Origin of the sequence: Methylorubrum pseudosasae (assembly GCF_029504475.1) — a bacterium.
GTDB lineage: Bacteria > Pseudomonadota > Alphaproteobacteria > Rhizobiales > Beijerinckiaceae > Methylobacterium > Methylobacterium extorquens.
Window position 1 is genome coordinate 14,146 of record NZ_JAQGDU010000001.1, and the last position, 26,419, is coordinate 40,564.

The 26,419-nt window shown below is 68.0% G+C and carries 25 protein-coding genes and 4 pseudogenes; 9 read left to right on the forward strand and 20 right to left on the reverse strand.

All coding sequences use genetic code 11. From position 1 onward, the window contains the following. Positions 1-17 precede the first annotated feature (17 nt). The 4 genes from M2437_RS00080 to M2437_RS00095 are packed head-to-tail and all read left to right on the forward strand — an operon-like array spanning position 18 to position 3,569. Positions 18-1,049, forward strand: coding sequence for a Zn-dependent hydrolase (locus M2437_RS00080; protein ID WP_499006271.1), 1,032 nt, complete (start codon positions 18-20; stop codon positions 1,047-1,049). Beyond that, a complete protein-coding gene (locus M2437_RS00085) occupies positions 1,030-1,269 on the forward strand; it encodes a M20/M25/M40 family metallo-hydrolase (protein ID WP_499006273.1) in 240 nt (79 codons plus the stop codon). Before M2437_RS00080 ends, M2437_RS00085 begins: the two co-directional genes overlap by 20 nt. Positions 1,270-1,293: 24 nt before the next feature. Next, complete coding sequence (locus M2437_RS00090) at positions 1,294-2,781, forward strand: M81 family metallopeptidase (RefSeq protein ID WP_209688069.1); 1,488 nt, start codon at positions 1,294-1,296, stop codon at positions 2,779-2,781. A gap of 17 nt (positions 2,782-2,798) precedes the next feature. Continuing rightward, positions 2,799-3,569 carry a FadR/GntR family transcriptional regulator gene (locus tag M2437_RS00095; RefSeq protein ID WP_209688070.1) on the forward strand — a complete coding sequence of 257 codons (771 nt, stop codon included), beginning with the start codon at positions 2,799-2,801 and terminating at the stop codon, positions 3,567-3,569. Between the two features lie 119 nt (positions 3,570-3,688). Here the strand turns inward: M2437_RS00095 and M2437_RS00100 are convergent, their stop codons facing one another. The 6 genes and pseudogenes from M2437_RS00100 to M2437_RS00125 form a co-directional block, all read right to left on the reverse strand. Next, positions 3,689-4,465: an IS6 family transposase gene (locus tag M2437_RS00100; RefSeq protein WP_209688071.1), complete on the reverse strand. Its 777-nt coding sequence runs from the start codon at positions 4,463-4,465 to the stop codon at positions 3,689-3,691. 411 nt (positions 4,466-4,876) lie between these two features. After that, on the reverse strand, positions 4,877-5,317 hold the full coding sequence (locus M2437_RS00105) for an MIP/aquaporin family protein (protein ID WP_253386689.1): 441 nt from the start codon (positions 5,315-5,317) through the stop codon (positions 4,877-4,879). Between the two features lie 34 nt (positions 5,318-5,351). Then, a pseudogene (locus tag M2437_RS00110) lies at positions 5,352-5,609 on the reverse strand (aquaporin); the annotation flags it as partial. A 160-nt stretch (positions 5,610-5,769) separates the two neighbouring features. Continuing rightward, positions 5,770-7,338 (reverse strand): GMC family oxidoreductase, encoded by a 1,569-nt coding sequence (locus M2437_RS00115; protein WP_209688072.1) that lies wholly within the window; start codon positions 7,336-7,338, stop codon positions 5,770-5,772. A gap of 101 nt (positions 7,339-7,439) precedes the next feature. Next, positions 7,440-7,979, reverse strand: coding sequence for a gluconate 2-dehydrogenase subunit 3 family protein (locus M2437_RS00120; RefSeq protein ID WP_083530768.1), 540 nt, complete (start codon positions 7,977-7,979; stop codon positions 7,440-7,442). A 151-nt stretch (positions 7,980-8,130) separates the two neighbouring features. Beyond that, positions 8,131-8,535 (reverse strand): VOC family protein, encoded by a 405-nt coding sequence (locus tag M2437_RS00125; RefSeq protein WP_060768969.1) that lies wholly within the window; start codon positions 8,533-8,535, stop codon positions 8,131-8,133. A 620-nt stretch (positions 8,536-9,155) separates the two neighbouring features. On the opposite strand from M2437_RS00125, the gene M2437_RS00130 reads away from it, so the two are divergent. Beyond that, entirely contained in the window at positions 9,156-10,256 is a 1,101-nt protein-coding gene (locus tag M2437_RS00130; protein WP_209688074.1) for a glycerol dehydrogenase, read from the forward strand. 405 nt (positions 10,257-10,661) lie between these two features. Further along, positions 10,662-11,027, forward strand: a complete 366-nt coding sequence (locus M2437_RS00135; protein WP_209688075.1) for a ribbon-helix-helix domain-containing protein — start codon at positions 10,662-10,664, stop codon at positions 11,025-11,027. A 347-nt stretch (positions 11,028-11,374) separates the two neighbouring features. Here M2437_RS00135 and tnpB read toward each other — a convergent pair whose 3' ends face one another. After that, entirely contained in the window at positions 11,375-11,533 is a 159-nt protein-coding gene (gene tnpB, locus M2437_RS00140) for an IS66 family insertion sequence element accessory protein TnpB (protein ID WP_209688076.1), read from the reverse strand. After that, positions 11,530-11,904 (reverse strand): IS66-like element accessory protein TnpA, encoded by a 375-nt coding sequence (tnpA, locus tag M2437_RS00145; RefSeq protein WP_253386688.1) that lies wholly within the window; start codon positions 11,902-11,904, stop codon positions 11,530-11,532. The genes tnpB and tnpA overlap by 4 nt, the downstream gene beginning before the upstream one ends. Before the next feature lie 190 nt (positions 11,905-12,094). Between tnpA and M2437_RS00150 the strand changes: the two genes are divergently transcribed. Next, entirely contained in the window at positions 12,095-13,510 is a 1,416-nt protein-coding gene (locus tag M2437_RS00150; protein WP_253386687.1) for an IS4 family transposase, read from the forward strand. Between the two features lie 117 nt (positions 13,511-13,627). Here the strand turns inward: M2437_RS00150 and M2437_RS00155 are convergent, their stop codons facing one another. Continuing rightward, entirely contained in the window at positions 13,628-14,050 is a 423-nt protein-coding gene (locus M2437_RS00155) for a hypothetical protein (protein WP_209688079.1), read from the reverse strand. A gap of 213 nt (positions 14,051-14,263) precedes the next feature. On the opposite strand from M2437_RS00155, the pseudogene M2437_RS00160 reads away from it, so the two are divergent. Continuing rightward, positions 14,264-14,791: pseudogene (locus M2437_RS00160) on the forward strand (integrase core domain-containing protein); the annotation flags it as partial. Between the two features lie 60 nt (positions 14,792-14,851). On the opposite strand, the pseudogene M2437_RS00165 reads toward M2437_RS00160, so the two are convergent. Further along, a pseudogene (locus M2437_RS00165) lies at positions 14,852-15,229 on the reverse strand (IS21 family transposase); the annotation flags it as partial. Between the two features lie 99 nt (positions 15,230-15,328). After that, positions 15,329-15,517 (reverse strand): annotated as a pseudogene (locus tag M2437_RS00170) (IS5/IS1182 family transposase); the annotation flags it as partial. A 105-nt stretch (positions 15,518-15,622) separates the two neighbouring features. Between M2437_RS00170 and M2437_RS00175 the strand changes: the two are divergent. Further along, entirely contained in the window at positions 15,623-15,982 is a 360-nt protein-coding gene (locus M2437_RS00175; RefSeq protein ID WP_499006279.1) for a hypothetical protein, read from the forward strand. A gap of 402 nt (positions 15,983-16,384) precedes the next feature. On the opposite strand, the gene M2437_RS00180 is transcribed toward M2437_RS00175, so the two are convergent. The 9 genes from M2437_RS00180 to M2437_RS00220 form a co-directional block, all read right to left on the reverse strand. Next, entirely contained in the window at positions 16,385-17,338 is a 954-nt protein-coding gene (locus M2437_RS00180; protein ID WP_277570166.1) for a hypothetical protein, read from the reverse strand. A 292-nt stretch (positions 17,339-17,630) separates the two neighbouring features. Beyond that, entirely contained in the window at positions 17,631-18,845 is a 1,215-nt protein-coding gene (gene mhpT / locus M2437_RS00185; RefSeq protein WP_253374213.1) for a 3-(3-hydroxy-phenyl)propionate transporter MhpT, read from the reverse strand. 155 nt (positions 18,846-19,000) lie between these two features. After that, complete coding sequence (locus M2437_RS00190; protein WP_253374214.1) at positions 19,001-21,103, reverse strand: acetate--CoA ligase family protein; 2,103 nt, start codon at positions 21,101-21,103, stop codon at positions 19,001-19,003. 126 nt (positions 21,104-21,229) lie between these two features. Then, positions 21,230-22,060 carry a p-hydroxycinnamoyl CoA hydratase/lyase gene (locus M2437_RS00195; RefSeq protein WP_060771147.1) on the reverse strand — a complete coding sequence of 277 codons (831 nt, stop codon included), beginning with the start codon at positions 22,058-22,060 and terminating at the stop codon, positions 21,230-21,232. Between the two features lie 112 nt (positions 22,061-22,172). Next, on the reverse strand, positions 22,173-22,355 hold the full coding sequence (locus M2437_RS00200) for a hypothetical protein (RefSeq protein ID WP_253374215.1): 183 nt from the start codon (positions 22,353-22,355) through the stop codon (positions 22,173-22,175). Between the two features lie 12 nt (positions 22,356-22,367). Further along, positions 22,368-23,810 (reverse strand): aldehyde dehydrogenase, encoded by a 1,443-nt coding sequence (locus M2437_RS00205; RefSeq protein WP_253374216.1) that lies wholly within the window; start codon positions 23,808-23,810, stop codon positions 22,368-22,370. Positions 23,811-23,987: 177 nt separating this feature from the next. Beyond that, entirely contained in the window at positions 23,988-24,227 is a 240-nt protein-coding gene (locus M2437_RS00210; RefSeq protein WP_499006286.1) for a 2Fe-2S iron-sulfur cluster-binding protein, read from the reverse strand. A gap of 13 nt (positions 24,228-24,240) precedes the next feature. After that, positions 24,241-24,957, reverse strand: a complete 717-nt coding sequence (locus M2437_RS00215; RefSeq protein ID WP_499006288.1) for a ferredoxin reductase — start codon at positions 24,955-24,957, stop codon at positions 24,241-24,243. 53 nt (positions 24,958-25,010) lie between these two features. Further along, positions 25,011-26,093 (reverse strand): aromatic ring-hydroxylating dioxygenase subunit alpha, encoded by a 1,083-nt coding sequence (locus M2437_RS00220; protein ID WP_253374218.1) that lies wholly within the window; start codon positions 26,091-26,093, stop codon positions 25,011-25,013. Positions 26,094-26,419: the final 326 nt, after the last annotated feature.

Consider the following 26,419-nt stretch of genomic DNA (forward strand, 5'->3'; position numbering starts at 1 on the left):
GCGAACCCAGGACATCCATGTCGAACCTCACCATCAACGCCGAGCGCCTCTGGGACACCCTGACCGAGACCGCCGCCATCGGTGCCACTTCCGACGGCGGCATTGCCCGCCTGACCCTGAGCGACGAGGACCGCCAAGTGCGCGACTGGCTCCGGGTCCAGGTCGAAGCGCTCGGCTGCACCCTCACGGTGGATGCGGTGGGCAACATGTTCGCCCTGCGCCCCGGCCGGAACCCGGACCTGAAGCCCATCGCATTCGGCAGCCACCTCGACACCCAGCCCACCGGCGGCAGGTTCGACGGTGTGCTCGGCGTGCTCGCCGGGCTCGAGGTGCTCCGCACCCTGGACGGGGCCGCCTACGTCACCGAGGCGCCGCTGCTGCTGGTGAACTGGACCAACGAGGAGGGCGCGCGCTTCGCCCCCGCCATGCTCGGCTCTGGGGTCTATGCGGGCATCTATGCCGGCGACTGGGCCGAGGCCCGTGAGGACGCGGCGGGAACCTGCTTCGGCGCAGCGCTCGACGCCATCGGCTATCGCGGCGTGGCGGCACCGGGCTCCGTGCCGTTCGGCGCGATGTTCGAACTCCATATTGAGCAGGGGCCGATCCTGGAGGCGCAAGGGGCTACCATCGGCGTCGTGCAGGGCGTGCAGGGCATGCGCTGGTACGAGGTTACCCTGGAGGGGCAGTCCGCCCATACCGGCTCGACCCCGATGGCGATGCGGCGCAATGCGCTCCTCGGCGCCGCGCGCCTCGTGGAAGCGGTGGATGCCGCGGCGCACGCGCACGCCCCCGACGCCGTCGGCACGGTCGGCCACCTCTGCGTGACGCCCAACTCCCACAATGTGATCCCCGGCCGACGTGTTTCTCACCGTGGATCTGCGCCACCCCGACGACGCCGTGCTCGACGCCATGGAGGCGGCCATGAGCGAGGTGCTCGACAGCATCGCCAGCGACCTGTCCCTCGCCTCGCAGCTGCGTCCCATTGCCCGGACCGCCCCGGTCGCTTTCGATCTCGACTGCATCGCCTCCGTGCGGCGCGCGGCCGATAAGGGCGGGCACGCCACCCGCGATATCGTTTCGGGCGCCGGCCACGACGCGGCGCATCTGGCGGGCCTCGTGCCGACCACCATGGTGTTTGTGCCGAGCGCCGGCGGCCTCAGCCACAACCCGGCGGAATCGACGACGCCATCGGAATGCGCGGCCGGCGCACAGGTTCTCCTCGACGCCGTGCTCGACTATGATTCCCGCACAAGCAGCTCGGCGGCCTGATGCGCCGCTCAAGAAGGCGCGTTCATGCGTATCGTCACAGCCAGGGTGAACCACGAGACCAACACGTTCTCGCCCCTCGCGACCCCGCTTACCAGCTTCAATCCGCTCTGGGGGGATGATGCCCTGGCGGCCGGGCGGGACGCCTCCACGGCGCTAGGCGCCTTCATTCGGTTCGCGCAGGCGCGCGGGGCAGTCGTTTCGGTGCCGGTGTCGGCTCAAGCGAATCCGAGCGGACCCGTGGCGGACTCCGCCTTCGAGGCGCTCTGCGCCGCGCTTCTCGAGGCGATCCGCCCCGGCTGCGACGCCATCCTCCTTGACCTTCACGGGGCGATGGTGACCGAGAGCCACGACGACGGGGAGGGCGAGCTTCTCGCCCGCATCCGCGAAATCGCGCCCGGCACGCCCATCGGGGTCGCTCTGGATCTTCACGGCAACATCACCGGCCGGGTGGTCGACAATTGCGACGTGCTGGCAGGCTTCAAGTCCTACCCGCACGTTGACATGGCCGAGACCGGCGAGCGCGTGGCCGGCATCGTCGGACGAATGCTCGACGAGGGGCTACGGCCGGCTAGGGCCTGGATACATCCTCCGATGCTCGCCCACACCCTGCGCATGGACACCCGCGTGGCGGGACCGATGCGAGACGCCGTCCTGGCGGCTCAGACAGTCGAGACCCGTCCCGGCGTACTGGCGGCCACGATCTTCGGCGGCTTCTCCCTTGCGGATCTCGCCGAGACCGGTGTCTCCGTCACGGTCACGGCGGAAAGTCAGGAGGCCGCCGACGAGGCAGCCCGAGACCTCGCCGCAGGGCTCTGGGGCAACCGCGAAAGCTTCGTCTATGACGAGGCGCCCCTGGCCGAGTCCATCGCAGCGGCACAGGCTGCGCTAGCCGGGCCGGGCGACGGCCCGGTGCTTCTCCTCGACCACGGCGACAACTGCATGTCGGGGGGCACCTGCGACGTGATGGACGTGCTCGCCAACGCCCTCGAGGCCGGCCTCGAGGGCATCGTTGCCGGCCCGATCTGCGACCCCCGCGCCGTCTCCATCCTGCACGCGGCCGGCGTCGGCGCCCGGGTCGAACTGGAGATCGGCAATCGCGTCCCCCTGCCGGGTTTCGGCCCTAGGTTGCCCCTCACAGTCGCCGGCACCGTGGCAGCGGTCGGCGACGGCGAATATCGTATCACCGGCCCGACCTATACGGGACAGCGCTGCAGCATGGGCCGGGCGGCGGTGATCGATACGGGGAGGGCCCGCATCCTTGTCAGTGAGCAGCCGCACGAGCCATGGGACCTCGGCGTGTTCACCGCTTGCGGAATCAACCCGGCCACGGCACGAGTCCTGATCCTAAAATCGCGGATGTACTGTCGACCCGTCTTCGAGCCAATCGCATGTACCGTCGTGGAGTGCGCGAGCCGCGGCGTAACCAGTTCCGACTACGGGCTGTTCACGTTCGAGAAGCTCGCCCGCCCGATCTTTCCTCTGGACCAAAACGTGGCCTGGAATCCGCAATGACTGCGCCCGGTCCAAGGATGAAGCAGAACCCGGCGCCGATGCGCCGCATCAAACTCTCCGACCAGATTGCCGAGGACCTGTGTAGGCGCATCGCCCGCGACCGTTTGCTGCCGGGTGATCGCCTGCCGAACGAACGTGCCCTGATGCAGCATTATAGCTGCGCTAAGGGGACGATCCGAGAAGCACTGAAGGCTCTCGAGGTCCAGGGCCTTGTGGCGATGCAGTCCGGTCCGAATGGCGGCGCCGAAATCCGCCCGATCTCCACTGATGCCGCCGCACAACAATTGCGTCGCTTCTTCCACTTCCAGGAACTTGATTTTGCCCATGTCTACGCCTTACGCCGCAGTTTGGAGGTAGCGCTGAGCATCAGCGTGATCGGGCGCTTGAAGCCTCATGACTTCCAACGTCTGGAGGCAAATATTGCAGAGTGCGAGGCAGCTAACACGAGCGGTCAGCGCAGGATCGGCCGTATTATTGAGGTCGATTTTCACGACATGTTATGTGATGCAAGTGATAATCACTTGCTAGTGTTTATGTGTCGGTTCCTAAACAGCCTGCTACGCGACTTGGTTGAGTTTCGCAGTGAAAGCCTAGTTGAACACGAAGCCTTTGGAAGTCACAACGTTGCCAGCCATCGGGCACTTGTCACTGCCTTACGCGCGGAGGATGCAGATGCGGTCAGCGTTGAAATGCACAAACACATGTGCTGTGCTGAGCACTTCATGCAGCGTCTCGACGCAAAGTTTCGAGAGGATCTCCTAAGCTCGTCTAGTCCAGATCGAGCATAATCGCTCTTCAAATATAACCTTAGAATAATTTTTATAGTTAAGGCTGGGAGATCAATTGGTTCTGAGAACCAGGCTTGTTGCAGCTCGGCCGGACGTCAACTGTAAAATTCGAAAGCGTTCTATCCGCCTCTGACGGCGTCGACACCATGCAACACATCTATCCCTACTTTGAGCTGGAGCCCAAGCAACCAGTTCCGCTCGCGCACACTCCACGCGCCGGCAAACCCAAAGCCCTTGCGGAGCCAGAGCATGGCCTCGAAGCCCTGGATGGTGCGTCGGGCCGTATGGAAGGAGCGAAAGCCGCCGATCCGGGGCATGTTCTTCTTGACCCGGAAGTGATCGCTCTCGATGCCCTGCTGCAGGTGCTTCGTGATGTAGTGGGTTGGGGTACAGGCCAGGAGGCCGTCGGTCTTCACGGCCGCGATGGCAGGCGGATAGGTGCTGGCGCCGTCCGTGCCGATCCGGTCAGGTGCAAGAAGCGGCTGGTCCGCCAGCATCTTGCGGAAGAAGCGCTTCGCCGCGTCGAGATCCCGGTTGGCAGTTAGTAGGAAGTCGACCGGGTTGCCGTGCTTGTCGACGGCTCGGTACAGGTAGCGCCACTCGCCACGCACCTTGATGTAGGTCTCGTCGATCCGGACTGATCCGCAATGTGGTTTGCGGAACTGGCGCAGCCGCTTCTCGATCAACGGCGAGTAGGCGAGCACCCAGCGGTTCAGGGTGCTGTGATCGACCTCGACGCCGCGCTCCGTGAACAGCTCCTCGATGTCGCGGTAGCTCAGCGGGTAACGCAGGTACCAGGAGACGGCCTGAACGATCAGGGCCGCCTCGTAGTGCCGGCCCTTGAAGTCGGCGCGGGCACGCTGCTTCAGCTTTGCAGCGATGGCAGACAGGATCATGGGGTGGCCTCCGAAACGGGAGGGGCCATGCGGGCTCTATGCTCAACGCGGAGTAAACGTCGGCGCTATTGCGTTTGCGACAGGCCCCTTCGCATCACCGGCGTGCTCCTTCACGCGGAGCATGTCGAGTTCGATGTCATTCAGCGCGAACGCCAGAAGCCCGTCGTAGGGACCGACCCTCGAAATTCCCATGCCGAGATCGTCCGCTCCCCGCTTGCGCGCTTGGCGAGTCCCTCGTGCCGCGAACGGAGGGCGTCGCGTTCGCGCTCGTGATGCCCTCGGGAAGCGGATGAGACGCCCCCGAGCCTTCCGTCCTTGGTGTCTCTCACAAAACTCCCGCCGCGCTGTCATCGCCAGAGCGAGAACGGTCAGAGACCGGGAGTTTTGCGAGGCACTCTTACGCAGCCCGGGTCAGAACCCGATCATCCGGATCGCTAGGGCTGCCGCGGCGGCACCCACCAGGGGTGCGGCGAAGGGGATCAGGGCGTATCCCCAGTCCGAGCCGCCCTTTCCGGCGATCGGCAGGAGCGCGTGGGCGCAGCGGGGGCCGAAATCGCGGGCGGGGTTGATGCCGTAGCCCGTGGTGCCGCCGAGGGAGAGGCCGATGCCCCAGATCACCATGCCGACGAGATAGGGCGCAAGGCCCGTCGGAATGCTGCCCGCGTTGCCCACCGCCTTCGACAGCAGGGCGCCGACGATGAGGACGAGCATGAAGGTTCCGATAATCTCGGAGAGCCAGTTGGCGCCGGGCTTCCGGATCGCCGGCGCGGTGCAGAAGCAGGCGAGCTTCAGGCCCTGGTCCTCGGTCGCGCCCCAATGCGGCAGGTAAGTGCAGCCAGACCACCGCGGCACCGAGGAACGCACCGATCATCTGGGCCGGGACGTAGACCGGGAGCTTGCTCCAGTCGCCCGAGTTGATCGCGGCGGCCAGCGTCACCGCCGGGTTGATGTGGGCGTCGCCGCTGCCCGTGGCGGTGGCCACGAAGATCGCGCCGAGCACCGCGAAGGCCCACCCGGCGGTGATCGCGACCCAGCCGCTCCCCTCCGCCTTCGATCCCCGGAGCAGCGTGCCGGCCACGACGCCGTTGCCCATGATGATCAGGACCATCGTCCCGAGAAGTTCACCCAGAAATGGCGATGTCATGCTGTCCTCCCCCCATTCGATCGTTGTTTCGCGTCGTCCCAGCCGCGTCCGTTCCCGCTTCCCCCCGGGCGTAGGAGAGGCGCAGGCCGGCGCGTTCGCCGGGAGGCTTGTCCCCCGGCGTCCGTGTCAATGAGCGGTGATGGCGGGTCCGGCGGGCCGGTCAGATCTCGCCGCGGCTCATCCGTCCGGCGATGTGGTCGGCCTGGCGCAGGGCGAGGGCGACGATGGTCAGCGTGGGGTTCTCCGCCGCGCCGGTCGTGAATTGCGAGCCGTCCGAGACGAACAGGTTCGCCACATCGTGGGCTTGGCCGAAGCGGTTGACGACGCCGTCGCGCGCCTTCTCGCTCATCCGGTTGGTGCCGAGATTATGAGTCGAAGGATAGGGCGGGGTTTGGATGGTCCGGACCGCGCCCACCGCGTCGTAGATCGCGCTGCCCTGCCGGTAGGCGTGGTTGCGCATGGCCTTGTCGTTCGGGTGATCGTCGTAACGGACCGAGGCGACCGGCATGCCGAAGGCGTCCTTGTCCTCGGCGAGGGTGATCCGGTTCTCCGCCCGGGGCATGTCTTCGCCGACGATCCAGAGGCCGGCCGTGTTGCGGTAGTTGTCGAGGGCACTCGCGAAGTCGCGGCCCCATTTCGACGGGTCGAGGAAGGCCGCCATGAAGGGCAGGCCGAGGGAGACCGTCTCGAACTCGTAGCCGCCGACAAAACCTCGGCTCGGGTCGTGCCGGGCCTCGTCGCGCACGATCCCGGCCATGGTGGTGCCGCGATGCATGTTCACCGGCTTGTCGAAGATGCCGTAGACCGAGCCTGTGGTGTGGCGCATGTAGTTGCGCCCGACCTGGCCGGAGGAATTGGCCAGCCCGTCCGGGAACCGGGCCGAGTGCGAGTTCAGCAGCAGGCGCGGGCTCTCGAGGGAGTTGCCGGCCACTGCGACCGCGCGCGCCTTCTGCCGGTGTTCGACGCCCTGCTTGTCGGCGTAGACGACGCCCGAGACCTTGCCGGCGGCGTCGTGCTCGATCCTCAGAACCTGGCAGCCCGACCGAACTTCGAGCCGGCCGGTCGCCTCGCCCTTCGGGATCTCGGCGATGAGGGTTGACCATTTCGCGCCGGACTTGCAGCCCTGGAAGCAGAACCCGATCTGCATGCAGGAGGCGCGCTCGTCGCGCGGCTCGGAATTGATCGCCATCCGGCCGGTGCTGACCTCCTTGTAGCCGATCTTGCGCGCACCGGCCTCCATGACCTTGAAGTTGTTGTTGCCCGGCAGGCCGGGGATGCCGTTGGTGCGCGTCACGCCCATCCTGTCCTCGGCCATGGCGTACCAGGGCTCCATCTCGGACAGATCGATCGGCCAATCGAGCAGGGTGGCGCCCGCCACGTCGCCGTAATGCGTGCGCGTCTTGAACTCATGGGCCTGGAAGCGCAGGGAGGCGCCCGCCCAGTGCACCGTCGAGCCACCGACCGCCTTCACGATCCAGGCCGGCAGATTCGGGAAATCCTCGGCGACCTGCCAGGAACCCGTGGCAAAGCGCTTGTCCTTCCAGGCGAGCTGGGAGAACGAATCCCACTCGTCGTTGAGGAAATCGAAGGTCTCGTGCCGGTCGCCGGCTTCCAGGATAACGGTGTCGATGCCCTTGAGGGCGAGCTGCGTGCCGAGGGTTCCGCCGCCGGCACCCGAGCCGACGATGACGAACACCGAGCCGTCGTTGAGATCGTAAGGGGCTGACATGGTTTCCTCCTGCTCCGCGCCGGCCCGACCCCGTCTTCATGCGGGATCGTCGGTCCGGGCGGCGAACACGTGCGCGTCGGCGCGGGGGCGCCGGGTTCGGGTCAGAGCCAGTTAATGTCGTCGAAGCCGCGATGCAGGTAGCCGCCCTTGTCGAACGAGGCACCCTCGTAGCCGAAGATCGGCCACAGCTCCTTCTGGTTGTAGAGGCCGACGATGAGGTTGGAGCGCACCTTCTGGAAGAAGGGAGTCGGCTCGATCGCCTTGAGCAGGGCGTCCCGGTCCGCCTCTCGCTCGATCTTGGCGTAGGGCACGCGATGGCGGGCAGCGGCCTCCCTGTCGAGGGCGGCCATCCCGTCCTCGAGGAGGTCGAGTTCCACCGGGGCGGCGCGCGCCGCCTCGTCGAGGATCCGGACCGCGGCGGCATAGAACCGGTCGGCGACGCGAGCGTGAGGGTAGCAGTCGCGTGACATCTGGACGAGGGACGCCAACGTCTCGGGCTTCGTCGCCTTCGGCATCTGCGCCCAGGCCCTGCCGGTCACGAGCCCATCCGGCATGATCGCCACGGCCAGCAGCGTGGAACCGGCCGCCCCCAGGAACACGCGGCGGGATAGGCGCGCGGGCTCCTTGTCCTGCATCCTCATTCGCTTCCTCCCTCGTTCGTTCCGTGTCGTGCAGTCGCGTGGCGGGCCGGCGCCGTCCTTCGAAAGAGGACGCGCGCGGACGAGGCGCTCGCTTACTGTTTCTGCATCATCTTTTTCCCGAAAGTCGGCAGCGACCCTTCGGGATGATGCTCTAGGCGAAGCGCCATCCGCGTTCGAGGACCTCGATCTTGTAGCCGTCCGGATCCTCGATGAAGAAGAACCGTGCGGTTCCGCCGCTCGGATGGCGCAGGGACTTGATGTCCTTCGGCCCGAGGCCGGCCTCGCCCATGCGCCGGTGCGCCGCCTCGAGATCGGCGACCGAGACGGCGAGATGCCCGTAGCCGCTCCCGAGATCGTAGGCCCCGTCCTGGCCCTTGTTGACCGTCAGTTCCAGCTCGAAGCCGGATTGAGCGTTCGACATGTAGATCAGCGTGAAGCTCTCGAAGTCCAGCCGATCGGCAATGTCGAGGGAGAAAGCCGTTTTATAGAAAGCCACGGATGCCGCCTCGTCGCGGACACGGATCATCGAATGGATGAGCTTGGGAACGTCGTTCATGGGCTTTCCTCACCGCGGCGACCCGAACCTGCCACCGCCAACCATCATGACACACTAGAACTTCTCCAGAACGACGCGGTAGTAGCATGATACTGCATCGTAGCTTGCTGCGCTCCGGAGCTGAATCCCGGTATTTTGCAAGGTAAGCCGAGACCCCGGAAAACGAGGCCGCCCCCATATGTCGTATTGTGTCCACGCATTCGGGAGCGGGACGGGCTCGCGACTGTCGCGGCAGGGCTGCCGGGGCGAAGCGCGGCTCGGCTGGACCAGAACGCTGTCGTCCGGCACGAGCACGGTGCGCGCGAGCGTCTCGTCCAGCGCAAGCGCAGCCGGATGGAGAATATAGAATCAATAACGGCTCGGGTAGTATGATGTTACCACAGTATAAAATTGAGAGCTTTGCTGAAAACCATCGGTAACCCGCAATATTTCTCTGGACTGAATCCCCAAAATCGTAGATGGCAGGCGAGAGCCTCGCCGGTCTGCTGAGCCACCGGGCCATCGGGCTCCTCGCCTGCCGCGTCGCATGCGTGCGGTGAAAGACCAGTGTCGTCCGGCACCACGGAACGCCACCGTCCCCGGACCTCGACGAACCAGCAAGACCAGCAAGGGAGAGAACAATGGCAAAATGGGTCTTCGCGTCGCCCTCGCGCTACGTCCAGGGCGCCGGCATGATCGCCCATCTCGGCGAGCATCTGTCGGCCCTCGGCCGGAACGCCTTCATCCTGGCCGACGACACCGCCTGGGGCATCGTCGGGCGCGACGCCGAGGCGGCGATGCAGGACAAGCTCACCTTCCGCCGCGAGGCGTTCGGGGGTGAGGCTTCGAACGCCGAGATCCGCCGCATGGCGGGCTTGGCGCGCGAGGCGGGCGCCGAGGTGATCGTCGGCATGGGCGGCGGCAAGGCGATGGATACCGCCAAGGCCACTGCCGACGACCTCGGCCTGCCCGTGGCCATCGTCCCCACCATCGCCTCGACGGACGCACCCTGCAGCGCGCTGTCGGTGATCTATTCGCCGGACGGCGTGTTCGAGACCTACCGGTTCTATTCCAAGAACCCGGATCTCGTCCTCGTGGACACGGCCGTCTGCGCCAGGGCGCCGGTGCGGCTGTTCGCGTCGGGCATCGCCGACGGGCTGGCCACGAACGTCGAGGCCAAGGCCACGTGGCGCAGCCGCGCGCGCACGATGGCGGGGGGCGCACAGACCATCGCCGGCGGCGCCATCGCGCAGGTCTGCGAGGACACGCTCTTCGCCCACGGCTTGAGCGCCTACCGGGCTGTCGAGAAGGGCCTCGTAACTCCGGCGGTAGAGGCCGTGGTGGAGGCGGCCACGCTCCTGTCCGGCCTCGGCTTCGAGAACGGCGGGCTGGCGGCCGCCCACGCGATCCACAACGGCTTCACGGCGCTCGAGGGCGACATCCATCACCTCACCCACGGCGAGAAGGTCGCCTACGGCATTCTCGTCCAGCTCGTGCTCGACCAGCAGCCGATCGCGGATTTCGAGCGCTTCGTGCGCCTCTTCCGCGCGATCCGGATGCCGGTGTCGCTGCGGGAACTGCATATCGAGGGCGTCTCGCGCCGCGATCTCGTTAAGGTGGGCGAACTCGCCAACAGCCCGAACGACACCCTGCAGAACCTATCGCCGCACTTCACCGACGACGCTATCGCCGACGCCATACTGGCCACGGATCTCCTGGCGGCGGGCGTCTCGGCGGCCTGACCGGGCGCATCGATCCCCGCCCCGCGGAGCCTGCCTCGCCGCCCCGGCGCAGGCGGGCCTTCCGATTGAGCGAGGACCTTCAAACCGCCCCTGTGAGACGTGAGACAGATTTCGCGTCTCCAGTCTCACGGTCGGGACTTTCCTTCGACCGATTAACCCGCCCTGCGCCGGGATTTATCCACATCGCTGCGAAGTCGCGGAGCAGGCCGGCCTTCGCCGGTCCTTCCGCCTCATCGCGGCGCGGGGTCCGAGAGAAGCTAAACCCGTATATCGAGGCACTAAGCTGGATTCCGCATGACATACAGGCCGTGATTCTCCCGCTTCCCGGCGCCCGTCGCCGGAACCGCAATTGATCCGGCGCCCGGACCTCTCCTACTCTGCGTCATCGGATCCGGGACGAACGCGATGTGTGGACTGTTCTCAAATCTGCCCTCGACCCAGTACGACGGAGAAACGCGCTCGGTCCGCCTGGGCGGGCATTCGACCTCGATCCGGCTGGAGACGATGTTCTGGCGCGTGCTGGAGGACCTCGCGGCGTCCCAGGACGTCTCGCTCCCGCGCTTCCTCACGGTCCTGTACGACGAGGTACTCGATCGCCACGGTGAAGCGCGCAACTTCACCTCCCTGCTGCGGTGCGCCTGCCTCACGCATCTGGAACTGCAGGCGACGGGGGGAACCGTCTCCTGGCAATCGCGCGCCTGTGCCAATTCCCAGGACGCTCCCCGCTTCGGTCTGCGCCACGGTCGCCCACACGAGGCCAAAATCGCCTGACGCGGCCGGAAGCGCGTGATCCCTGCGCCCTGTAGCGGGCTCGATGCAAGAAGGAGGGGAGCGGGCGACCCGGATCATGCGTGGTCTCCTCGACGAGGATGCCCAGGCACCGCGCCGCCAGCCGGCCGATCAGCACGATCAGTCTCGCTCTCCGGTCCGAAGGCAGGTCGGACCAGGACGGGGCTCGCGAGGGGATCGTGTCGGCCATTCCGGAGGGCCCTCCAGCCGACCACCGCGAGCAGCGCCTGCGCGCTCACGACCGGTCCGGTGATGGAATCAACCTCCTCTGCAGAGGTTCCAAGGATGTGGGGCCCACAGGCCCTGGCCGTCCCGCCAAAGCCCCTTGATCAAGTGCCCCTGCGCCCGCGGAAGACGAAGGCCTGTCCCGAGAACGGAAACCACGCGAGGTGATCCTGCACGAGGCTGGCCAGGCCGTCGAAGCCCTTGCGCATGTCGGTGCGGCCGGTCGCCAGCCAGACCCGGGAACCGGAGGGGACCGGGATCATCGTCCCAGGAGCGCCGCAATCACGCCCTGCAGGAGGGCGACCTCAGCGCCCGCCTCGGCGCGCCCCCGATGATCGCCGGCCAGCTCGATCTCGATGCCGCCGGGATGGAGCGGCTCGTCCCGGACGCTGGAGGGGGGAGCCGGCAGCCCAAGCGGGATGAAGCGCGGGCGGGAGCCCGCCATCGGTGCAGGCGCTCCGGCCCGCAGGGCACGGCGCCAGCGGAACAGCAGGCTCGCATGAAGCCCGTGCCGACGTGCCACCTCGGAAGCCGTCGTCGCCGGATCGTCCGCCTCGGCGAGGATCGCGCGCTTCCGCTCGGGCGACCAGGTCCGTCGCGTTCCCGCGACGACGATGTGAGGCGTGCTCGTCATAGGTCCAGACACAGGGCCGATACAGCGCCATCCCGCGCCATCACCTGTATCCAGACCCGAGCCCTATCCGCACAAGGCAGCCGTCACCGACTTCCTATTACCCAGATCTGGGCCGACGTCGGGGACGTTGCGCGGCCTGCTCATGCATGATTCGCTGATGCGCACCTGATCCAGGAGGACGAGGTGCGCCATGAACGCCGTCGCACGGTGCTGGTGGGAGGATGAACTCGCTGCGTGCACCTTCAACGATGCCCGCCTGCGACAGCGGCTGCACCGCCTCGTCGCGCAGATGGACCGCAGCCTCGGCGCCAGCTTGCCGTTCGCCTGCCAGGACTGGGCCAACACCAAGGCGGCGTACCGGTTCTTCGCCAACCGGCGTGTCAGCGAGGCCCAGATCCTGTCGGGACACTTCGCAGCGACGGGTGAGCGCGTCCGGGCCAGCGATGGCCCCGTGCTGGTCTTGCAGGACACGACCGAGTTCACCTTCCAGCGCGAGAGCCGTGAGACGGTCGGGATCACCCGCCGCGTCAACAGCGGTCGGGACAAAGCGGGCCAGTTCCGCATGCACACGCTCTGCGGCCTGCTCATGCACGCCTCGCTCGCCGTGACCGCCGACGGTCTGCCACTCGGGCTGGCAGCGGTGAAGTTCCGGTCGCGCGACAAGTTCAAGGGCACGAACGCGCTCAAACGCAAGATCAACCCGACCCGCGTACCGATCGAACAGAAGGAGAGCTTCCGCTGGCTGGAGAACCTGCGGCAATCGACGTCGCTGTTCGGCGCGCCGAGCCGCTGCGTCCACGTCGGCGACCGCGAGAGCGACATCTACGAGCTGTTCTGCTTGGCCCACGGCCTCGGCACGCACTTCATAGTGCGCAGCTGCGTCGACCGGCTGGCCGGCGACGGTCGGCACACGATCACCGACGCGATGAGCGAGGTCGCCGTCCAGGGCCTGCATCGCGTCGAGGTCCGCGACCGGGCGGGGCGGCTCGGCACGGCCGCGGTCGAACTGCGCTACCGCCGCATCACAGTGCCGCCGCCGATCGGCAAGCAGCAATGCTATCCCGCGCTGTCGCTCACCGTCCTCCACGCCCGCGAGCCGGGGACGCCGAAGGACCGCCCCGCGATCGACTGGCGGCTGATCACCGACCTGCCCGTCGACGATCCCGACCAAGCCGTCGAGAAACTGCGCTGGTATGCCCGGCGGTGGAAGATCGAGGTGTTCCACCACATCCTGAAGACCGGCTGCCGCGCCGAAGATGCACGGCTGCGCACGGCCGAGCGCCTCGTCAAGCTGATCGCGGTGTTCTGCATCCTGGCGTGGCGGGTGTTCTGGACGACCATGGTGGGCCGCGCGGCGCCGGGTGCGGACCCGCGCTTGGCCGTCACCGCTGCCGAGATCGCGCTGCTCGATCGCCTCGTCCCCGATCGGGCGGCCGGCGGGCGAACTCTCTCGGCCTACGTGGTGAAGGTCGCGCGCCTCGGCGGCTACCTCGCCCGCTCACGGGACCCGCCGCCCGGCAATCTCGTCATGTGGCGCGGCTTCGCCCGGCTCGCCGACATCATGCTCGGTGCCACGTTCGCCCGAGCATCACCAGGATGTGGGTAATAGGAAGCCGCTTGAGGGCAAAGTCGGTCCCCTCGTCGCGCAGGAACGCGGCGAGCAGCGCACGGTCCTTCCCATCGATCAGCGCGGCTAGGCGTGACCTGTCGGATTCGACTGTCATCAGAGCACCGGATACAGCCCGAGGAACAGGTCCCCCAGCGCCCGGCGGCGCAGGAAGGTCAGGCGTCGCCGCCGGATGTGCTCCGGCCGGTCGTGCTCCAGGTGGCAGCGCTGGCACCAGGCGGCGAGATCGGCGGGGCCGTTGCGGCTGGTGTCGTGCTCGCGGTGGCAGGCGGCCAGGATCGGCCGGGTCAGCCGGGCACTCGCCAGGTCTGGCATGCGCCGCAGAATGCGCCCCCGGCCCGAGCGCCAGACGCCGCCGTCGGCATCGTACCAGCTCCCGTCATCGACGCAGACGATGACCCGCCCATGCGGGCGTCCGCAGCGCTCGCAGAACCCGCCGGCACGGCCGAAGCGGATCACCGCCGAGAGCTGCGGCCAGTCGATCGGGTAGAAGTGGCGGTGTTCGGGGCGGATCGGCACGGTCCGGCCACGCTAGCACGGCAGAGAGTCCGAGGAATCCCCCCGGCGCCTCGTCGTCCCTCGGAATTCGGTCGCCCGGCTCCTCAGCGCCGATCCGAGCGGCACCAGTGATCCGCCCGCTCCTCCCAAGCCTTCCGGCCCGGCCGGTAGGCCACCGCCAGGCCCTCGATCATCAGCCAAAGTGCGTCAGAGCCAAAGTTGCACGCCGAAACACAACTACGGCCGCTTCGCCGCAATCACGTTTGGAGCTTCGACTTCGTTCAGGCGCAAACCCATGACGGGCGAAGCCTGCGCATCCTGACGCTGATCGATGAGCACAGTCGGGCCTGCCTCGCGCTGAAGGTGGCGCGGCGCATCAACAGCCTCGGTGTGATCGAGGCGCTGGCCGACGCCATGTGCCTGCATGGCATCCCAGAGCACATCCGCTGCGATAATGGCCCTGAGATGATCTCGAAGGCACTGCGCAAGTGGGTCGCCAAAGCAGGCTCACAAATCCAGTACATCGCCCCGGGCTCGCCGTGGGAGAACGGGTACTGTGAGAGCTTCAACGGCAAGCTGCGCGACGAGTGCCTGCGCCAAGAGATCTTCTACTCGCTCAAGGAAGCCCAGGCCGTAATCGCCCTATGGCAGAACACCTACAACCGTGTCCGGCCGCATTCGTCGTTGGGCTACCGGCCGCCCGCGCCTGTCAGCTTCCCCGATCTGGCCTTCCGGCTACCCATGGCAGCGGCCATGCAGTAGCCTCTCACTCGGCTCGGTCCAAAATACCGGTCAGGTCAATCCCAGCCCTGGAGGGCTGCCGCCGCCGATCGTGGCCACCGCCTCGCCGAAGTCGACCTGGGCGTGACCGGGCGGGTGGGCCAGCGGCACGAAGGTCTCCTGCCCCTGTGCCCGGCAGATACGCACGTGATCCTTCACCACCGTGTAGCCGCCAGCATAGCCATGCTCGTCGCGCAGGCGCTCGAAGGTCCGCTTGGCCGTATGCCGTTGCTTGACCGGTGCGATCCGGTCCGCATCCAGGATCGCCGCGATCACCGGCAGCAGGGGCCCGAGCTTCGGCTTCTCGACCGGCTTCGAGCGTGTGTAGCCCGGCGGTAGCGAGAACCGACCCATCTTGGTGATCGTCTCCCGGCTCAATACGAACTGCCGAACGGCCGCGTAGACTTGCACGACGAACATCCTCGGCCCCTCTCGAAAGAGAAGCCTCTCCACTGGCCGGCTTTTACCCCGCCCGCATCAGCACTCCGCCGACGCTCCAGTGGATCGTTCTGTCACCGCCCTGCACAACGTCGCAGGGTGATAGCCGGGTCGACCGGTGGCGGCGGGCGTCAGGCCGGCAAAGCCGAGGGCCGTGAGATCGAGCTCATCGACGACGCGGGTCGGGTTATTTCGGGCAACCCAATCGTCCAGACAGGCAGAAATCAACGTAGCGTGATTGCGGTCTGCGGCTTTGACAAAGCGTGCCATATTTCATTTCCCGCCTTGGAAGAAAGAATATCCTATTTTACACGAAACTTTAACAAGAAGAGTTCTCAGGAAAATCGTTCGTATATACGAGATGAGACGGCATTTTTGATTTCGACCTGCGTGATATCCTGGCAGCGCTGCGGAACGCAGGCCATCGAATGCTCATGGATGGTGAGCGGTGTCGCCGCATACGATGCAGATTTCGATGCGACGGGCGGACAGGCCGGACGTCTCGATCAGCTTGCGACCTCCGGCAGGCGGATCAAAGGAGATCGGCTGCGAGACCTCGCGAACGGAACCCAGCAGGTCATCTGCGGCGAGTTTCAAGCTTACGCGGATGCGAGCACTACGGTGCCCGTGTTGATCGTGCGCGCCATCGACAGCAGCTTCTACGAGGTCGCCGCCGACGACACGCATGTCCTGCAAAACCTCAAGGCGACCTTCCGCGATGTAAGGTCAGCCTGATCATTAAGCGCGCTTTTCACACAGCCTGGGCCGTCAGCGGACCGCCTGTTCCAGCCAGGAGGACCGAATGCGGGGAACGACGGTGCGTCCTCGCACGCAGCGGAGACGATGCCGATGTGATCGGAAGTGCCAGAGATGCAGTCCGCAAATCCCTCTCATCGCGTAACCGGACCCGCCAGAGACGAGGCAGGAACGGCCTCGACCCCGATCCGGAGTATCCATAGGGGCGGCGTCCGCTCATGCCGCCTCGGATAGGAGGTGGGAGAGCGTCGGAGAAGTCTAAAGCATCGTTCTGGATACCTGATCCAGGACGATGCTTTAGGCTCTTGTTTTCGCATCATCTTTCTTCCGAAAGCCGGCAGCCACCTTTCGGGACGATGCTCTAATGGATGGATGGCCCGTTCAGAACACGGAGAAGCTCAGGCCAGCGAGGAACGAGGTGAACTGCGCGCCGGGCACGACGCGGGAATTGGCGCCGAGCAGGTTCTTCTGATGCAGGACGCCGATGAAGGCCTTCATGCGGTTGGGCTTTTGGTAGAGGAGGTCGCCGAGGTCGAGGACGAGGTTGCTGCGCATCAGAACCTCGGCCTTCAGCCGTCCGCCCTTCGGGTCGTCGCCGCGGGGCGGGTTGTAGGAGGCGAAGCCCGTCAGCGACAGCGGCAGGCCCGTGAACGTCAGGGGCACCAGATAGGTCGCTTCGACGCGGGGCACGATGTCCGTCCCGGTCTGGCGAAGGGGCGGCAGCAGATCGGCAAAGCGGAACCAGTCCTTCTGGGCGAACACCGCGAGGTTGAAGAAGCCGACCGGGACATCGAACGAGACGCTGAGGCCGCCCATCGCCCGGGTCCGCAGCAGCGACAGCCGCGTGTTGTCGCTCTGGTGATCGACGCCGTAGGCCAGCGACACGTCCTTGATGATGCCGGGCAGGACGAAGAGCGGCGTTCCCGCCATGGCGTTGCCGCTCAAGGTGCCGCGATAGGTCAGGAACAGGGTGGTCTGGCCGTAATCGAAGGTCGTGGCCGGTCCGGGATAGGGCGGCCTGCCGGCCGGGATCTGCGAACCGTAGCGCCGCAGGTCGAGGTTGACGAAATTGGTGCCGTACTCCCAGCCATTGACATGGGTGAGGCTCAGCATGTTGCCCGGCGCGCTGCGGCCTTCGATGGAGCGTCCGGCCCGGCCGCCGGTGACGCCCGGCTGCCGGAGATCGTTCAGGTATGTGTAGGTCACCTGCGTATCGCTGAACCGGAAGAAGGGCGAGGACGGTTTCGGCGGTTCGGGCCCCAGGGGAGCGCCCGACGGCCCCTGGATCAGGTCTTCCGCCTGCACCGCGCCCGGCGCAGCGCCGGCAAGTATCAAGGTGGTGGCCAGAAGAGCGGCGGCGCGTGCTGTTCTGCCGCGTGTGCTTCGCGAATTTTCCCGCCGGTAGTACGACAGGCATGAAATCGATATTTTAACTTTCATCCCTCTCCCCATTTGCTTGTGGTTGGCATCAACGGCCGTGGTCTATTCTTGATATTCGAGCGTGCCACGCTGTGCGGCTGCGTGCTCTTGCGTCACGGAAGCACGCTGTGGTTGCATTTCCGCGCATGGAGCGGGTTGAAACGGTTGGAAAACCGGCGTCCCGACGGGTCCCGACAAGTGACGCGATTTACGCTGACCGGATACGGAGGCTCAGGATCGTGGCCGCGCCGCCCGAGACCATCAGGATCGGAATGAGCGCGACGAGCACCTCGACGTCGCTCCGGCCGGCGCCGACGAGCGTTCCGGCCAGCATCGGCCCGAGGACGGAGCCGAAACGTCCCATCGAGACGGCAGCCCCGACTCCCGTGCCGAGGACATCGGTCGGATAACAGCTCGGCGCCAAGGCGTAGAGCACGGCCTGCGTTCCGGCCAGCGCGACCCCGAGGAAGAAGCCCGCGAAGACCAGCGCCGACAGGTCAGAGGGAACCAAGGCAATCAGGATCAGGGCGGCGACGCTCGCGCTGAACACGAGGGCCGCGGTCGTCACTTTTCCCCAGCGATCCATCAGGAGACCGGTCGCAGTGCTGCCCAGGGCGGAGCCGAGATTGAACACGAACTGCACCCAGGAGGCGTCGGCCCGGCTCATGCCACGGGCGATGACGAGCGATGGAAGCCAGTTGAGCAGGAGATAGAGGACCAGCAGTCCGAGCACGAAGGCAAGCCACAGGATCAGAGTCGTTGCTGCCCGTCCTTCGCCGAACAGGGCCGTCGGGACGCTCCTCACGCTGCCCCCACCCCGCTGTGCGCTGGCCGTGCTGCTGTGCGGCAGCCAAGCCCAGATCAGCGGCACGACCAGAAGCGGCGCGACACCCCCGGTGATGAAGATCGTCGACCAGTGGTGGGATTCCGCTCCGACAAGCGTGAACAGACTTGCCAGCGCGCCCCCGGCCGGAAGGCCTGCATAGAGCAGGGCCACGGCGCTCGCGCGCCGCCCCGGCGCGGTGCTCTCGGTGACGAGGGCGATCAGGTTCGGCAGGGCGGACCCGAGCCCGACACCCGTGAGAAGACGGGCGAGGAGCAGCACCTCGAAGCTGTGCGCCAGCCCCGTGAGGATCGACATGAGGCCGAACAGGGCGACCGAGACGATGAGGGTCTTCTTCCGGCCGAACCGGTCGGAGAAGCGGCCACCGAAGGCGGCGCCGATCAGCATCCCCATCGTGCTTGCCGAGAAGAACAGGCCGAGCTGGCCAGGGGTGAGGTTGAAGATGGAAACGAGCCGTGGGGCGACGACGCCGGCCGCCTGGAGATCGAACCCTTCGATCAAGGTCACGAGGCAGCAGAGGCCGACCGTCACCGCTCCTGCCCTCGGGGTGCTGCGCCCCAGTATCAATGCGTCAGCCATGCGTTCCTCTCCCTCTTCAAAGGTCTGATGAGCGGCCCTTGTTCGGGCTCTTCTCCGAAATCTGTCGTCCGGTCCGGAACCGGGCCGCGGCTCACGGCCCCTGGCCTCGCCGACAATCGGTTCCTGGTGTTCGGTCGCGGCGAGGACGGGCGCCCTCAGGGCGGCGCGAAGATCATGAGCGCATCGAGGGCGACGGCGCCTTCGCCGACGGGCCTCACCACGACGGGGTTGAGATCGATCTCCCGGATGCGCGTCTCGCTGAGGAGCGCTCGGCCCACGGCCGCGGCCACGCGGGCGACCGCCGCGACGTCGAGGGCCGGAGCGCCGCGGAACCCGTCGAGCAGGGCGGCGCTGCGCAGGGTGCGGATCTGGTCGGCGATGGCGGCCTCGTCCAGGTCCGGCGGCAGCAGGCACACGTCCTTGAGCACCTCCGCCTGGACGCCGCCGAACCCGACCAGCACCACCGGCCCCCAATCCGGATCGCTGCGGCCGCCGACGATCAGTTCGACGCCGCGCGCGCCCATCCGTTCGACGAGGACACCGTCGAGCACCAGGCCGGGCCGGTGATGCGCGATGTTGGCGGCGAGCTGCGCCCAGCCCCGGGCCAGGTCGCCCGGGTCGGCGAGGCCGACGATGACCCCGCCGGCATCGCTCTTGTGGGACAGCTCCGCCGACTGCGCCTTGAGGACGACCGGATAGCCGAGCTGTCCGGCCGCTTCGTGTGCCTCCGCCAGGGTCGTCGCCATGCGGCTCTCCGGGAACGGGATGCCCAGGGGTGCCAGCAGGGCCTTGGCCCGGTATTCCGGTGCGACGCCCCGGACGTCGTCGGCGAAGCGCGGTGGCAGGGGCGGCACCGGCACGGCCTCCGCGGGCGTCCCACCGCGCCGCGCCGCCACGGCTAGCGCGCGGATCACCCGCTCGCAGGTGGCGAAATAGGGGACCCCGAGGGCGCGCAGGGCCGCGATATGCTCCCCCGCCACAGCCGCGCCCTCGTCGAGGCCGCCGAAGACGACGGGCTTTCCCGGCTTCAGGGCGCGCAGGGCCGCGATGATCGGCGGGAATTTGAGGGCGCAGGTCGCCGTGTCGGTCTGGATGATGCCGAGCACCACGGCGGCGACTCGCGCGTCGTCCAAGAGCGCGGCTAGCGCACGCCGGTAGAGGTCGGGATCGACCAGGGCCTGAGCGGTGAGGTCGACCGGGTTGCTCACCGGCACGAAGTCTGGCAACGCCGCCCGCAGTGCCGGGCTGTCGGCGTCGCCGAGCGGCGGCAGGGCGAGGCCGACATCCTCCGCAAGGTCGAGGGTCAGCGCCTTGTAGGCGCCGGATTCGGTGAGCACCGCGGTGCCACCCGCGCCGAAGGGCGGGCAGCGCAGCAGCAGTTCGGCGACGTCGCCGAGTTCCTCCAGGGTGCCGACGACGCTGACGCCCGCCCGCTCGACCTTGAGGCGCATCACCGCGTAATCGCCCGCGAGCGCCCCCGTATGGGTCGCGGCCGAGCGGCGTGCCGCCTCGCCGCGCCCGGGATGGAGCAACACGACCGGCTTGCCGGCGGCGCGCGCCCGCTCGGCCGCGGCCAGGAAGCGGGCGGGTCGGCGGAACTGCTCGACGATCATCGCGATCACCCGGGTATCGGGGTCGTCGACGAGGTGGTCGACGTAGTCCTCGACGCCGCTCGCGGCCTCGTTGCCGGTCGAGATCGAGTAGGACAGGCCGAGATCCCGAGCCAGCAGCGTGACGCCGAGTACCGCCGCCATCGCGCCGGACTGCGACACGATCCCGATGCCGGGCCGGCCGGCCAGGGGCGTCACGGGCAGTTCCACGAAGGTGAGCGGCACGCCGTCCACGAAATTGATGAGGCCGAGGCAGTTCGGCCCCTCGACGACCATGTCGGCGTCCCGCGCGATCTGGGCGATCGCGCGCTGCTCGGCGAGCCCGGACTCCCCGCCCTCGGCGAAGCCGGCCGAAAAGATGATCGCTGCCCCGACCCGGCGCTCCGCCAGGGCGCGCACGGTCTCCAGCACCGCCGCGCGGGGGATGGCCAGCACCGCGACGTCGATGCCCTCGGGCAGCGCCTCGACCGAGGGCAGGCAGGCGCGGCCGGCGATCTCGGCGCGCCGGGGATTGATCAGGTGGATCGGGCCGGCATATCCGGCCCGCGTCAGGTTCGCGAGGACCGAGGAGCCGAGCGCGCCCGGCTTGTCGGACGCGCCGACGATCGCGACCGATCGGGGCCGGAGCAGGCGGGCAAGGTTGGGCATGACTCGGCTCTCCCTCGCGGCGCAGGCGATGCGCGCGGGCTCATCGGGATGGGTCGGGGATTGCGGCAGCGGCTGCCGACGGGCCGGGCGGCCTCCGCCGCCCAGGTGTCCGCCGGGGCGCTCTCGTCAGGTCTTATGCTTGGACAGGTCGTAGGCGCCGAGGCCCGGCTTGTAGCTCTTCTCGTCGATGAACTGCCGGATGCCCTCTTTCCGACCCTCATTGTCGAAGCTGTTCGCCGCTTCCTGAGCCCGGATCAGATAATCCTCGGCGTCATCGTAGGTCATGTCGGCGACCCGCCGCACTGCGTCCTTCGTGGCCTTCAGGGCGACCGGGTTCTTCTTCAGGAGCACGGCTGCCACCGCCGCGACGCGCGCCCGGAGTTGATCAGCCGGCACCGCCTCGTTCACGAAGCCCCAGGCGGCGGCCGTGCGGCCGTCGACGGTCTCGCCCATCATCGCGTGGTACATGGCGTTGCGGAACGAAGTCAGCGCCACCGCCACCTTCGTGGCGCCGCCGCCCGGCAGGATGCCCCAGTTGATCTCGCTGAGGCCGAACTGCGCCTCCTCGGCCGCAAAAGCGAGGTCGCAGGCGTAGAGCGGCCCGTAGCCGCCGCCGAAGCACCAGCCGTTGACCATCGCGATGGTGGGCTTTTGATACCAGCGCAGACGCCGCCACCAGCCGTAGCTCTCGCGCTGCGCCTTGCGGGTACCGGCCAGCCCCTGCGCCTCGGTTTCGCGGAAATACTCCTTCAGGTCCATGCCGGCCGACCAGGCCGTGCCCTCGCCGGTGAGCACCAGGACGCCGACGTCCTCGCGGAATTCCAGCGTATCCAGAACCTCCATCATACGCCGGTTGAGGGCGGGCGACATGCAGTTGCGCTTTTCGGGCCGGTTGAAGCGGACCCAGGCGACGCGGTCCTGGACCTCGTAGGCGACGGTGTCGTGATCGTTGGCCATGACTGTTGTTCCAATGAAGTCCGCGAGTGGATGCGGGACAAGATCCGAAATGAGATTCGCGACGGGAGTTCGGAGAAGACTTGAGACGGGTGCCGCGGGCCGGGACCGGTCCTCACCGCGACGCGGAGGAATCAACCGCGACGTGGTCGGGCCTGCGGAGGCCGTGCGCGACGAACAGGGTCCGGCGTATCCCGTCGTGCGGCCCCGGCGCGGCGGCGCCGGCCTCCTGCGCCGCGGCGGCGCCAGCCGCGAGCGCGAGCCGTTCGGCCGCGCAGCGTGTCGTGAGACGGTTCATCGCGCGCCTCCGTCAGATCGGAAAATGGCCGGGCTGGGTCTCGACCGTGATCCAGCGCAGCTCCGTGAAGGCGTCGATGCCGGCCCGACCGCCGAAGCGGCCGTAGCCGGAGGCCTTGACGCCGCCGAAGGGCATCTGGGCCTCGTCGTGCACGGTCGGCCCGTTGACGTGGCAGATGCCTGACTTGATCCGCCGCGCTACGCGCAGGCCCCGCGCAGTGTCGCGGGTGAAGATCGAGGCCGAGAGGCCGTATTCGGTGTCGTTGGCGAGAGCGATCGCCTCTGCCTCATCACGGGCCCGCACGAGCGCCACCACCGGGCCGAAGGTCTCCTCGCGGAACAGCCGCATGGCGGGCGTCACCCGGTCGACGACATGGGCGGGCATCAGCACGCCGTCGGCCGCCCCGCCGGTCAGCAGCGTCGCGCCGTCCGCCACCGCATCCTCCACGAGGCCCCGCACGTGATCGACCGTCTTCAGGTCGACGACCGCGCCGAGGGGCGCCCTGCCCTCCCGGGGATCGCCGACGCTGAGCGCGGCGGCCTTGGCGCGGAAGCGCTCGGCGAATTCGTCGGCCACTGCGTCGAGCACGATGATGCGCTCGGTCGACATGCAGATCTGGCCCTGGTTCATGAAGGCGCCGAAGGCCGCGGCCTTCACGGCCTCGTCGAGGTCGGCATCCTCCAGCACGAGGAGCGGGGCCTTGCCCCCGAGTTCCAGCAGCACCGGCTTCAGGTGCTCGGCCGCCCGCCGGGCGATGACCCGCCCGACCGACGTGGAGCCGGTGAAGTTGATGCGGCGCACGGCCGGGTGGTCGATCAGCGCGCCGACGACGGCGCCGGCCGCCTCAGGCCGGTTCGCCACGAAACCGAGCGCGCCGTCCGGCAGACCGGCCTCCCGGAAGGCTTCGACGATCAGCGCATGCGTGCGCGGGCACTGTTCGGAGGCCTTCAGGATTGCCGTGTTGCCGCAGGCGAGCGGCACCGCCACGGCGCGCACGCCCAGGATGATCGGGGCATTCCAGGGCGCGATGCCGAGGACGACGCCAGCGGGCTCCCGCACGCTCATGGCGAGGCAGCCCGGCTTGTCGGAGGGGATCACCTCGCCGCCGATCTGCGTGGTCAGCGCCGCCGCCTCCCGGGTCATGCCGACGGCGAGCTGGAGGTTGAACCGGGCCCAGGCCTCGGTCGCCCCGATCTCCGCCGTCATCGCCGCCACGAAGGCGTCGGCTCGCGCCGTCAGGCACTCAGCCGCCCGCAGCAGCACGGTGCGTCGGGCCGTCGGCCCGAGCTCGGACCAGGCCGGCAGGGCGGCCTCGGCCGCGTCGGCGACCGCACGGGCGGCGTCCACGTCGTGGGCGGGCATCCGGGTCGCGACCGCGCCGGTCAGCGGGTTACGCCGCTCCAGGTACGACGTATCCGCGGGCGCGGCGCCCGGCTCCGTGCTGGTGTCCAGCATGGTTTCCTCCCGATGATTCTCAACTCTTGTTATGTGACATAACATAATGGCGACGGCAGACAAGAGCGAAGTCGTCCGTAGTCCATCCCATCCCGACGTCTTCGCCGCCTTTTCGCGACAGCGCTTCTAGATTGTAATTCCGGGCGCGGGGTGCCGGTTCGCAGTCGATCGGCGCAGTCAGCTCCGGTCGGCGACGTCGATACTGAGGTTGCCGCCTGCCACCCGCGAGACGCAGGTGCAGATCTGCGCGTTCGTGTCCTTCTGGGCGTCGCTGAGGAAGACGTCGCGGTGGTCGAGCCGGCCCGCGAGGTCGAGGACCTTCACGGCGCAGAGGCCGCACTCGCCGCGGCGGCAATCGGAGATCACCGCGATCCCGGCCGCCTCCAGGGCGTCCAGCAGGCTCTGGTTGTGCGGCACGAGAATCTCCCGGCTAAGGCGCGGGATGCGGACCCGGAACGGCTCCGCGGGATAGCGACCGCTGCTGCCGAAGGTCTCGAAGCGCAGGCCGTCGATGGGCCGGCCGCTCGCCGCCCAGGCGCGCTGGGCGGGCCTCGCGCAGGCCGATCGGGCCGCAGATGTAGAGTTCGCCCCCTGAAGCGAGGCGGGCGGTCTCGGCTGCGAGGTCGATCCGCTCGCCCCGCTCGTCGAGGAAGATCCGGAGCCGCGCGCCGAGGCGCTCGCGCAGGCTGTCGGCGAAGGCGAGGTCCGCTGCGGCGCGCGCCGTGTAGAGAACGCGGACGGGCGCGCCCGCCTCGGCGAGCGCCACCGCCATGCCGTAGATCGGCGTGATGCCGATCCCGCCCGCGACCAGGAGGTAGTCCGGGCGTCCCCGGTTGAGCGGGAAGTGGTTTGCCGGCGCGGAGATCGTCAGCCGCGCGCCGGGCGCCAGGCCGTGGAGGTAGGCGGAGCCGCCGCGGCTGTCGGGCAGGCGTTTGACGGCGATCCGGTAGAGCCCGTCCGCCGCGAGTCCGACGAGAGAGTAGCGCCGCGTGTCGGGCCGTTCCCCGATCCGGACGCCGATCGCGATGTTGCTGCCCGGCGACGGGCGCTCGAAGCGCTCGGGTTCGATCGTGAATAGGCGGATGTCCGGCGTCAGATCGCGGATCTCCCTGAGCCGGGCGCCCTGCCATTCGGGTCTCGCGTGCATGTCCCACTCCCTCTCCTCCTCCGGCGGCGTCTGCGCGCCGCGGAAGGCCAGCCCTACTCGGCCGCGAGGCGCGGCGGGTCCCCGGCCGGGCCGCCCTGCTCGGCCGCCAGCATCGTGTCGATCAGGCGGCGGGCCCAGAGCGCGCCGGCATCGATGTTCAGGTTGTAGAAGGGCTGGCGCGGGTTGCGGTCGATCGCCCGCTGCTGCGCCTCCAGCACGGCGAAGTCCTGATCGTAGACGCCGTTGCCGTCGTTGACATGGGCGAGGTTGAGCGTCTTGGTGAGGGACTGGTCGTCGGTGCGGAAGTTGCGGACGAAGTTCCAGAAATAGTGGCAGCTCGTCTCGGTCTCGGGCGTGATCGCTGCCAGGAAGAAGCCGTTCACGCCTTGCGAGCGGTCGCCCGTCCGCGCGCCGGTCCCGGCCGGAGCCACGCCGACATCGCCCGCCACGATGCCGGGCGCCTCGAAATGGATGATCTGCCAGCGGTCCACGGGGCCGGGGCGGCCGAGCATCCGAGCCCAGAACGGCGGGGGCTCGATGCCTTCCATCCAGCGCTCCACCACGGCCTTGCGGCCGGCATGGGTGACTTCGAAGGGGTTGCGGGTGATGGCCTCGTCGCCGATCGAGCCGGCATGGACGTAGGTCTCGTGCGTGAGGTCCATAAGGTTGTCGACCACCAGCCGGTAATCGCATTTCAGGCCGTAATAGGTCCCGCCCTCGCCGACCCACGGCGCGTCGCTGTTCCAGTGGAAATCCGGCACCGTCGCGGGGTCGGCAAGCGCCGGGTCGCCCATCCAGACCCAGATCAGCCGGTACTTCTCGACGACAGGGAAGGCGCGGACGCAGGCCGAGGGGTTGATGGTCTCCTGCGCGGGCATGAAGGTGCAGCGCCCGGCCGGGTTGAAGACCAGACCGTGATAGCCGCACACCACCTCGTCTCCCCGGAGATGGCCGAGCGACAGCGGCAGAAGGCGGTGCCAGCAGGCGTCCTCCAGCGCGGCGACGCCGCCGTCGCCGCGGCGGTAGAGCACCACTGGGGTGTCGCAGATCCGGCGCGGGGTCAGCGCGCGCTTGATCTCGTAATCCCAGGCCGCGGCGTACCATGCGTTCATCGGGAACGGCTTCGGCGCAGTCATCAGGCCCTCCTTGCTGCCATCGCGTCGCCGGGCGGAGGGGCCGCGCGGCAGACCGCGGCCGGGCGGGACGCGGGGTCCCGCGGCGGTCGCGCCCCTGCCGTCGCGGCACGGGCCGCCCCGGACGCGATCCGGCCGCTCGCGCGTGCCGGCCGGCGGGGCGATCTCCTCCCGAAGTGTATCCGGTTCGTGTTCTGTGTTCCGGCTCCCGGGGCGTAGATCCCGGCCGAGAACAAGTTCACTCTAGCAATGGAGCCTACAGGTCCGGAATTCCGGATTCCTGCACGCCGCCAAGAAAGACTTGGACGAATTTGGGCGCCGAGACGCCC

Bases quoted from the DNA above. Each gene is read 5' to 3' on its own strand.
- M2437_RS00080 (WP_499006271.1), top strand. From the start codon at position 18: ATGTCGAACCTCACCATCAACGCCGAGCGCCTCTGGGACACCCTGACC.
- M2437_RS00090 (WP_209688069.1), top strand. From the start codon at position 1,294: ATGCGTATCGTCACAGCCAGGGTGAACCACGAGACCAACACGTTCTCG.
- M2437_RS00095 (WP_209688070.1), top strand. From the start codon at position 2,799: ATGAAGCAGAACCCGGCGCCGATGCGCCGCATCAAACTCTCCGACCAG.
- M2437_RS00100 (WP_209688071.1), bottom strand. From the start codon at position 4,465: ATGATCCTGTCTGCCATCGCTGCAAAGCTGAAGCAGCGTGCCCGCGCC.
- M2437_RS00115 (WP_209688072.1), bottom strand. From the start codon at position 7,338: ATGTCAGCCCCTTACGATCTCAACGACGGCTCGGTGTTCGTCATCGTC.
- M2437_RS00120 (WP_083530768.1), bottom strand. From the start codon at position 7,979: ATGAGGATGCAGGACAAGGAGCCCGCGCGCCTATCCCGCCGCGTGTTC.
- M2437_RS00125 (WP_060768969.1), bottom strand. From the start codon at position 8,535: ATGAACGACGTTCCCAAGCTCATCCATTCGATGATCCGTGTCCGCGAC.
- M2437_RS00130 (WP_209688074.1), top strand. From the start codon at position 9,156: ATGGCAAAATGGGTCTTCGCGTCGCCCTCGCGCTACGTCCAGGGCGCC.
- M2437_RS00135 (WP_209688075.1), top strand. From the start codon at position 10,662: ATGTGTGGACTGTTCTCAAATCTGCCCTCGACCCAGTACGACGGAGAA.
- tnpB (WP_209688076.1), bottom strand. From the start codon at position 11,533: ATGATCCCGGTCCCCTCCGGTTCCCGGGTCTGGCTGGCGACCGGCCGC.
- tnpA (WP_253386688.1), bottom strand. From the start codon at position 11,904: ATGACGAGCACGCCTCACATCGTCGTCGCGGGAACGCGACGGACCTGG.
- M2437_RS00150 (WP_253386687.1), top strand. From the start codon at position 12,095: ATGAACGCCGTCGCACGGTGCTGGTGGGAGGATGAACTCGCTGCGTGC.
- mhpT (WP_253374213.1), bottom strand. From the start codon at position 18,845: ATGGCTGACGCATTGATACTGGGGCGCAGCACCCCGAGGGCAGGAGCG.
- M2437_RS00190 (WP_253374214.1), bottom strand. From the start codon at position 21,103: ATGCCCAACCTTGCCCGCCTGCTCCGGCCCCGATCGGTCGCGATCGTC.
- M2437_RS00195 (WP_060771147.1), bottom strand. From the start codon at position 22,060: ATGGCCAACGATCACGACACCGTCGCCTACGAGGTCCAGGACCGCGTC.
- M2437_RS00200 (WP_253374215.1), bottom strand. From the start codon at position 22,355: ATGAACCGTCTCACGACACGCTGCGCGGCCGAACGGCTCGCGCTCGCG.
- M2437_RS00205 (WP_253374216.1), bottom strand. From the start codon at position 23,810: ATGCTGGACACCAGCACGGAGCCGGGCGCCGCGCCCGCGGATACGTCG.
- M2437_RS00215 (WP_499006288.1), bottom strand. From the start codon at position 24,957: ATGCACGCGAGACCCGAATGGCAGGGCGCCCGGCTCAGGGAGATCCGC.
- M2437_RS00220 (WP_253374218.1), bottom strand. From the start codon at position 26,093: ATGACTGCGCCGAAGCCGTTCCCGATGAACGCATGGTACGCCGCGGCC.